Source organism: Prosthecobacter sp. (genome assembly GCF_046154365.1).
Lineage (GTDB): Bacteria > Verrucomicrobiota > Verrucomicrobiia > Verrucomicrobiales > Verrucomicrobiaceae > Prosthecobacter.
Genome location: NZ_JBJXFV010000196.1, coordinates 1 through 5938, shown reverse-complemented (window position 1 = coordinate 5938; position 5938 = coordinate 1). Strand labels below are relative to the sequence as shown.

7 protein-coding genes and 1 pseudogene are annotated in these 5938 nt (G+C 60.8%); 2 read left to right on the top strand and 6 right to left on the bottom strand.

Going from position 1 to position 5938, the window contains the following annotated elements; all coding sequences use genetic code 11:
- Positions 1-355 (top strand): annotated as a pseudogene (locus ACKVY0_RS25470) (hypothetical protein); the annotation flags it as partial.
- A 263-nt stretch (positions 356-618) separates the two neighbouring features.
- Here ACKVY0_RS25470 and mtnC read toward each other — a convergent pair.
- Genes mtnC through mtnB form a run of 3 tightly spaced genes read right to left on the bottom strand, consistent with a single transcriptional unit; the run spans position 619 to position 2573 of the window.
- Positions 619-1305, bottom strand: a complete 687-nt coding sequence (gene mtnC / locus ACKVY0_RS25465) for an acireductone synthase (protein WP_409217680.1) — start codon at positions 1303-1305, stop codon at positions 619-621.
- A complete protein-coding gene (locus tag ACKVY0_RS25460) occupies positions 1302-1895 on the bottom strand; it encodes a 1,2-dihydroxy-3-keto-5-methylthiopentene dioxygenase (protein WP_409217679.1) in 594 nt (197 codons plus the stop codon). The genes mtnC and ACKVY0_RS25460 overlap by 4 nt, the downstream gene beginning before the upstream one ends.
- 15 nt (positions 1896-1910) lie before the next feature.
- Positions 1911-2573: a methylthioribulose 1-phosphate dehydratase gene (gene mtnB / locus ACKVY0_RS25455; RefSeq protein ID WP_409217678.1), complete on the bottom strand. Its 663-nt coding sequence runs from the start codon at positions 2571-2573 to the stop codon at positions 1911-1913.
- A 119-nt stretch (positions 2574-2692) separates the two neighbouring features.
- Between mtnB and ACKVY0_RS25450 the strand changes: the two genes are divergently transcribed.
- Positions 2693-3064 (top strand): YkvA family protein, encoded by a 372-nt coding sequence (locus ACKVY0_RS25450; RefSeq protein WP_409217677.1) that lies wholly within the window; start codon positions 2693-2695, stop codon positions 3062-3064.
- 62 nt (positions 3065-3126) lie between these two features.
- Here the strand turns inward: ACKVY0_RS25450 and ACKVY0_RS25445 are convergent, their stop codons facing one another.
- From ACKVY0_RS25445 to ACKVY0_RS25435, 3 genes are read right to left on the bottom strand one after another with little or no spacing between them, the layout of a single operon-like run.
- Complete coding sequence (locus ACKVY0_RS25445) at positions 3127-3855, bottom strand: discoidin domain-containing protein (RefSeq protein WP_409217676.1); 729 nt, start codon at positions 3853-3855, stop codon at positions 3127-3129.
- A gap of 46 nt (positions 3856-3901) precedes the next feature.
- Positions 3902-5362, bottom strand: coding sequence for a Gfo/Idh/MocA family protein (locus tag ACKVY0_RS25440; RefSeq protein WP_409217675.1), 1461 nt, complete (start codon positions 5360-5362; stop codon positions 3902-3904).
- A 49-nt stretch (positions 5363-5411) separates the two neighbouring features.
- Positions 5412-5897 carry a TQO small subunit DoxD gene (locus tag ACKVY0_RS25435; RefSeq protein ID WP_409217674.1) on the bottom strand — a complete coding sequence of 162 codons (486 nt, stop codon included), beginning with the start codon at positions 5895-5897 and terminating at the stop codon, positions 5412-5414.
- Positions 5898-5938 lie beyond the last annotated feature (41 nt).

Genomic DNA, 5938 nt, shown 5'->3' with positions numbered 1-5938 from the left:
TCACTACCACTTCGTGGCGGAGTCGCCGGGCACGGCGGAGAGTCTGCCGGTGATGCTGGGCACGCTGCATGAGAAGCTGGCGAAGTGGGTGAACAAGCTGGATGCCGCGCCGGGTCGCCAGGTGTGGTACAACTACTGGGAGACGAAGCTGGACGAGCAGCCGACGTATTTCGCGCGGCTGAACTACACGCACCAGAACGCGGTGCGGCATGGTCTGGTGAAGGTGGCGAAGAATTACCCCTGGTGCTCCGCCGCATGGTTCGAGCAGCACACGAGCCCGGCGATGGTGAAGAGCATCTACCGCTTCAAGACGGACAAGATCGCCGACGAGTACGATGTGGATGGGGACTGGTGAGGCGTGATGTGAAGCGCGGCAGCGTCCGGAGTGCGGTGGCAAAGAGGCAAGGGCAAGGCCCTTGTCTCGACGACACCGCTCTCGCCGGAGTGGGTGGTGGGCGAATTAAGAGGGAATCCAGCGAGTGGAAAGCGCGTGGTTTTGTGGTTCCGGCAGGCGATTCACGGACTGCGGCATCGTTTGGCGTAGCGAGAGCGGTGTCGCCGATGCCGGGTGGCCCCGGCATCTCTGCCACCGCACTCCGGGACGCTTCGCGAGGTTCGTTAGTCGAGGATGATCTCGTCGAAGCTGGCGATGACTGGATGACCGCTCTCCGGCTGCGGTTTGTTGAGGGGGCGGAGGGCGAGGGCGGTGAGCATGCCGGCGGATTGGGCGGCGTTCAATTCATCGACGAGGTCGCTGATGAAAAGGATTTCGTTCGCGGGGATGCCGCAATCGTTCGCGATGGCGGTGTAGCTGGCGGCTTCGCGTTTGGAGCCGGTGGTGGTGTCGTAGTAGCCGGAGAGGCGCGGGGTGAGATCGCCAGCGGTGGTGTGGGCGAAGAAGAGCTTTTGCGCGTGGATGCTGCCGGAGGAGTAGATGCGGATGTCGCGGTCGTTTTCGCGCCAGTGGTCGAGTGCGGGCACGACATCGTCGAAGAGGGTGCTGCGCAGGTCACCGCTGCGGAAGCCTTGCTCCCAGATGAGGCCCTGGAGCTGCTTGAGGCCAGTGACTTTGGCGTCGGCGTCCATGAGACGATGCACGGCGGCCTCGGCGTCGCACGCGTTGGCAAACGCGGCCACGCCCGCATCGTGTGCGAGCTGTGAAATCACTTCGGAACCCCAGTTGGCAGCGAGAAAAGCGGCGGCGTGCTGTCGTGCATACGGAAACATGACGTCATGCACAAAGGCGAGAGGCGAGACAGTGCCTTCGATGTCGAGCAGGATGAGTTTGCCGCGAAACTCGATCATGCGGTGAGGGTGACGGCTTGCTCGATCTGGATGCCTTTGGCGGCGATGTAGTTCGGCCCGAAGCAGAGCGGCTGGTAAGTGCTGGCGATGCCGTCGCCGGTGTAGAGCGGGGTCCAACCGGCTTTTTCTTTGAAGAGGCGGATGGCGCGGATGCTGCGGTCGGCGCAGAGGTCAAACCAGTGCTTCGTGCCAGCGGGGACGTTGATGAGATCGCCCTCTTCGACCTCGATGGAATAGACGGGATCACCATTTTCGGGGTGGATGTAGAAGATGCCGCGGCCTTTGACGATGAAGCGCACCTCGTCCTCGGCGTGGCGGTGCTCTTGGTTAAACTTGTCGAGCATCTCCTGGAGGTTCGGCACGTCGGGCGTGACGTTGACGACATCAGCGGTAATGTAGCCGCCGCGTTCCTTTAGCGCGGTGACTTCGGGTTCATAGGCGGCGAGGATTTCGTCCTGCGAGGCATCGCGGTCGATGCGGCCCTCGACGGCCCAGCGGTCGTAGTGAATGCCGTGCGGCAGAAGGAAGCTGCGGATCGCGTCCACGTCAGCAATGACGTGGTCTTCGGAGGGAATGCGGAGGAGGGCCATGAGGGTGATAGCGATTCAAAACGAGCCGGTGAGCAAGCGTTTCTGCGTGACGACTTCGAAAAGAAACTCCAGCACCTCAATCTGCCGACGTGCGGCGGCGATGCTGTCGCCCCAGGTGTAGAGGCCGTGGCCGGCCATGAGGAAACCATGGCGCAGGGGGCTGGCGGGGTTTTGCAGGCGTGATTCGATGACGGTGGCGAGCGCGGCGATGTCCTGCGTGTTCGGATAGATCGCGATCACGGCTTCCGACTCATGCGTGGTGATGCCGGAGAGGCCTTTGAGCATTTCGTAGCCCTCGATGCGGAGTGCGCCGTCTTTGAGGAAGTGCTCGCTGAGCACCGTGGCGGCGACGGAGTGGGTGTGGAGCACGGCTCCGGCTCCGTGCTTTGCCAGGGCGGTGTGCAGCAGGGCTTCGGCGGAAGGTTTTGGGAATGCCTCATCGAGCGACTCCGCGTTTTCATTCACGATGACAAACTGGTCGGGCTGGAGGCGGCCTTTGTCGAAACCGCTGCCAGTCATCAGCAGCGTCAGCGGCTCAGGGTCGATTACAACGCTGTAGTTGCTGCTGGTGCCCAGTGACCAGCCACGGCGGTGGAAATCGCGGCCGCATTCGATGAGTTCGCGAATCTGGTCGTCAATCGGGTCGGTACATGGAGGCGCAGGGGATTCGGAGGACATTTTGTCTGATGATTCGGGCAGTTGCGGATGTGTCAACTGCGGTGATGTGGCAGATTCTCCACATCCAACTGTTTGCACTGCCGACTAGACTTTGTTGACGCCATTGGTTATTTTTTTTCATGAGCACTTCCACCAGCGGCGAGCACGATGTCACGATTGAAAAGGTCAACCAGCGTTCGAAGGACATCGAGAACAAGCTGCCGAAGCTGAAGCAGGTGTTTGAGCAGGGGAAGATCATGCTGAGCATGGTGAAGGACTACTGGGACGGCGGCTATCGCGAGATTCCCTACTGGGCGATCAGTGCGGTGTCGCTGGCGCTGCTGTATGTGCTCAATCCGCTGGATGTGATCCCGGATGTGATCATCGGCGTGGGCTATCTGGATGACGCGACGGTGGTGGCGTTCTGCTTGAAGCTGGTGCAGCGCGAGTTGGAGAAATATCAGGAGTGGCAGGCGGCGCAGGCGAAGGGCGGCAAGATCGTGGATGTGTAAAAACAAAACCGCCGTGCAGGAGCGCTGCACGGCGGTGTGATCAAAGCGACGGTTGATTGAACTTACTTGGCAGGCGTGCCGAAGACTTCGACTTCGCAGTAGTGGTTCATGTCGTTGCTGGTGTTGCCGTTGCTCCAGAGGCGGACGTAGCGTGCCTTGAGGCCTTTGGCATCGACGACACGGCCATGATTGGTTTCGACGTAGGCGGGGTCAGCCCCTTTGCCCAGCGCGGAGGTGTCGTCGTGGTCGGAGTTGAACAGCGTGGTGACGCCGGCCTTGAACTCAGGATCGTCGGACACCTGCACCACGACGTCGATGTAGGCCTGGGCCTGCTTGTGGTAGTGCCACATGGCGATCTTGTAGAGGTTGGCGGGAGCACCGAGGTCGATCTGCACCCACTGCTTGCCGGGCATGAGTTCGACGAAGCTGCCGTCAGCGCCATCGGGGTCGCCATCGGTGACGAGGCCGAGTTCGCCAATGATCGGCGCGGCGTCAGAACTGGTGACCGGCTTGCCTTTGGCAAGATTGGTGGTGCCTTTGGGAGCCTGGAAGGACTTCACGACCTTGCTGGGGTCGGCTTTTTCGAGGTTCGGCAGTTCGGCTGGCACCGGGGTGCCGATGAACATGGGCTTGGGGAAGACGAGCTCGATGTTTTCGAGGTCACCGGCAGGAACGGTGGCTGCCGCAGGAGCTGCGGCGGCACCTTCGGCCTTTTTGTCGTCGGTCTTGCCGCAGGAGGCAAGGGTGATGGCGAGCGCGAGGCCCGTGAGGATGTGGAGGGTGTTTTTCATGGGGGAGTGGCTGGGTGCTCGATACTGGATTCTTGATGCTGGATCTTCAGGCCTGGAAGTCTTCGGGCTTGAAGAGGTATTTGCCGCCGGCGTCCTTGGCCTCGTAGGCCTTGAGGACGGTGACGCAGGACTTGAAAGCGGCTTCGACGTTGCAGGTGAGGTGTGCGGGATTTTTGGTCTGCACGGCCTCGATGAAGTTCTGCACATGCGGTGAATGCGGCTTGCGGGTGAGTTTGACGCCAAGTTCCCATTGGGCGAGGGCCTTGCTCTCGCGCACGTCGGCGACGCTGACGGCACCGAAGGACGGCGGCTTGGGCTTTTCCCAGTCGCGGGGATGCTCCCAGAATTTGTTCTTGGCCTTATCGGCGGCCTTAAGGATGGGCGGGTTTTCGCCACCGGCGAATTCATCCCAGGTCTGTCCCGGCTCGGCATAGAGCTGATTGCCAGACGTATCGAGTTCGGAAATGATGGCCGTGCCGCCGACACCCATGTGCTTTTCATAGGCACCCTGGGAACCGGTGGTGGTGAGCACCTGGTAGTAGGCACGCAGAGCGCCGGATGGCGTTTTGAATTCGTAGATGCACATCATATTGTCAGGCAGCTCAAACGTCGGACGGCCTTCGGTGCCGTCGAAGTAGTCAACTCCGCCGCTGGCGATGACGGAGACCGGCGTGGAGTCATACATCCAGTTGAACATGTCGATCTGGTGCGCACCGAGATCAGAGAGTGGACCGCCGCCGAACTTTTTGAAGAAGCGCCAATTGCGGAATTCCTCGATGCTGGCGTAGCCATGCTTGGCGAGAACGTCGGCGGGAATGTCGTAGCCTTTGACGGCGCCCTGCGGGGCGCTGCCGGAGACACCACGATTCCATTGCGCATAGGCGTGCGTGATGCGTCCGAGCATTTTGCCGGGCTTGATGACGTTGTCGCGCAGGTTGAGGTAACGCGGGTTTGAGTGACGCTGATGACCGATCTGGAAAATGCCGGGGTTGGCCTTGCCGGCGCGCACCATGTCGCGTGCGCCTTCGATCGTGTTGCTCATCATCTTCTCGCAGTACACATGCTTGCCTTTTTCGAGGCAAATGCGCGAGTAGGGAGCGTGCAGGAAGTCGGGTGTGGCGATGAAGACGGCTTCAATCGAGGGCTCCTTGTCGAGCATCTCGTTGATGTCTTCGTAGATTTTCATCTCGCCTTCGACCTGATGCTTGTTTTCACCGAGGAAACCGCCGCGCGTCTTCGCGATGGAGAATTTCCAGATGTCGCACATGGCCACCCACTGGATGCCAGGAACGTCCTTGGAGGCGACACGCAGCGCGTTGCCCTGCGCACCGCAGCCAACGAGCGCGCACTTGATCGTGCGGCCGGCGGCGGTTGCTTGTGCAACGGCGGATTTGCTGGTGGCAAGGTAAAGCCCGCTGCTGGTGAGAGCGCTGGTGCGGAGGAAGCCACGGCGGTCCATGAAGCGGGACAGCGGTGCGGCGGGGGAGGGGAGAGGCTGGGAATTCATAGGTGCAATCAGGCGCGTGGGTTCACTGCCGTTAAACAACGGACCGCTGTTATGCGGCCTTCTTGCGGGCCAGGAAGCCGTCGATGGAGAAGGTCTTCGCCTTCGAAGTCACCAGCGCTGCCGCCACGATGAGCACGGAAAGACCGATGTTGGTGACCACTTCCGTATCGTCAGGCAAAGCGGCGAGACCGAAGCCCAGCATCAAAAACACCAAGCCGGCGGCGAGCAGGCCGAACTCGGTGAAAATGCCGATGGCGACCCAGATACCGACGGGAATGAGAATGTAGCCGATGGTTGCAGCGAAGCCTTTGCATGCAGATTCGGGCAGGAAGCTGTTGTCCGACATGAGCTTGGCGAGTGGCTCGGTCTTCTTGGCATAGTTGTCGAGACCGAAGGTGACGGTGGGACCGTTGCCGTAACGGAACTTGTCGAGGCCCGCCATGAACAGCCGCATGCCGACCCAGAGGCGCAGCAGAAGATGGGCAAAATCATAGCTGCAGTTGCCGCAGCATTTGGAAGAGGAGGAGTCGGACATGGAGTTGGTCGGATGGCTGGTTGTAAGAGAGAGGGGCCGAT

Excerpts from the sequence above, each read along its gene's own strand:
- mtnC (WP_409217680.1), bottom strand. The coding sequence starts at position 1,305 with ATGATCGAGTTTCGCGGCAAACTCATCCTGCTCGACATCGAAGGCACT.
- ACKVY0_RS25460 (WP_409217679.1), bottom strand. The coding sequence starts at position 1,895 with ATGGCCCTCCTCCGCATTCCCTCCGAAGACCACGTCATTGCTGACGTG.
- mtnB (WP_409217678.1), bottom strand. The coding sequence starts at position 2,573 with ATGTCCTCCGAATCCCCTGCGCCTCCATGTACCGACCCGATTGACGAC.
- ACKVY0_RS25450 (WP_409217677.1), top strand. The coding sequence starts at position 2,693 with ATGAGCACTTCCACCAGCGGCGAGCACGATGTCACGATTGAAAAGGTC.
- ACKVY0_RS25445 (WP_409217676.1), bottom strand. The coding sequence starts at position 3,855 with ATGAAAAACACCCTCCACATCCTCACGGGCCTCGCGCTCGCCATCACC.
- ACKVY0_RS25440 (WP_409217675.1), bottom strand. The coding sequence starts at position 5,362 with ATGAATTCCCAGCCTCTCCCCTCCCCCGCCGCACCGCTGTCCCGCTTC.
- ACKVY0_RS25435 (WP_409217674.1), bottom strand. The coding sequence starts at position 5,897 with ATGTCCGACTCCTCCTCTTCCAAATGCTGCGGCAACTGCAGCTATGAT.